Origin of the sequence: Massilia eburnea (assembly GCF_009720745.1) — a bacterium.
In the GTDB taxonomy this organism is placed as follows: domain Bacteria; phylum Pseudomonadota; class Gammaproteobacteria; order Burkholderiales; family Burkholderiaceae_D; genus Rugamonas; species Rugamonas eburnea.
Window position 1 is genome coordinate 1 of record NZ_WNKX01000064.1, and the last position, 1,128, is coordinate 1,128.

A 1,128-nucleotide genomic window follows, 5' to 3' on the forward strand; every position below is an offset into this window, starting at 1 on the left:
GGTGCGCACCACTGGGCGCGTGAGCTGCAAAAACGGGGCTTTGTCGTCAGGCTGATCGCGCCGCAATTCGTGAAGCCGTACGTGAAGAGCAACAAGAATGATGCGAATGATGCGGAGGCAATTTGCGAAGCGATGAGCCGGCCGAACATGCGCTTCGTCGCAGTCAAAACGGTCGAGCAGCAAGACTTGCAAGCGATCCACCGCATCAGGGCTGAGTTGTGCAGTCAGCGCACTGCCAAGGGCAACCAGATCCGTGGGCTCTGTGGTGAATACGGCCTGGTGGCACCACGGGAATTGCTGCAACTGAAAGCTGCGATCCCTTGTTGGCTTGAAGACCTCGACAATGGATTGACGTACCGGTTCCGTCGTTTGCTGCGCAGCTTATGGCTCGATTTGCTGCAACTTGATCTCCGCGTGAAGGAACTCGACCGGGAGATCCAGGTGGCAGCCGATACCGATCCGGTGGCCTGCAGGTTGCAGCAAATGCGTGGCGTGGGTCCGGTGATCGCGACGGCGATCGTGGCGAACGTAGGCGACGCGAAGCAGTTCTGTAATGGTCGGCAGATGGCGGCCTCGCTGGGGCTGACACCCCGACAGAACAGTTCGGGCGGCAAGACCCGATTGTTGGGTATCACCAAGCGCGGCGATGCGCAGTTACGAACGTTGTTGGTGCACGGCGCGCGTTCGGTCTTACGAACGGCGCCGAGCAAGGATGACCGGCTGAGTCGCTGGGTAACACACCTGGCTCAGACGCGGCATCACAATATCGCCGCAGTGGCACTGGCGAATAAGATGGCGCGCATAGCGTGGGCAATGATGACCAAGGGAACCGATTATCACCCTGGAACAGTACCGGCCTGAACTGTACGCGTTGCATAGTAAAGAGAGGAGCTTCCAACCACGATTGCGAAACATGCCGTTGATGGCCAACAGGTCGAACCGGCGCTGGCAAAACCCGACAATGTCTGAGGCCCACGAGCCCGAAGAACCGATAGGGAGCTAGCGCGCGAATAGCCCATTATGGTCCGTGCCTCAAGAGAGGCAACGCAGTTAGAGACCGGATATACGTGAGCAGTCGCACCTGGTGTTCAAGAACGGAATGTTTGCAAACGAGGAGGAGTCCATATA

1 protein-coding gene is annotated in these 1,128 nt (G+C 58.2%); it reads left to right on the top strand.

The window, feature by feature from the left end:
• Nucleotides 1-861 (top strand): IS110 family RNA-guided transposase (locus tag GM658_RS28570; protein WP_155457504.1); only part of this gene is annotated, 861 nt, incomplete at its 5' end.
• Nucleotides 862-1,128 lie beyond the last annotated feature (267 nt).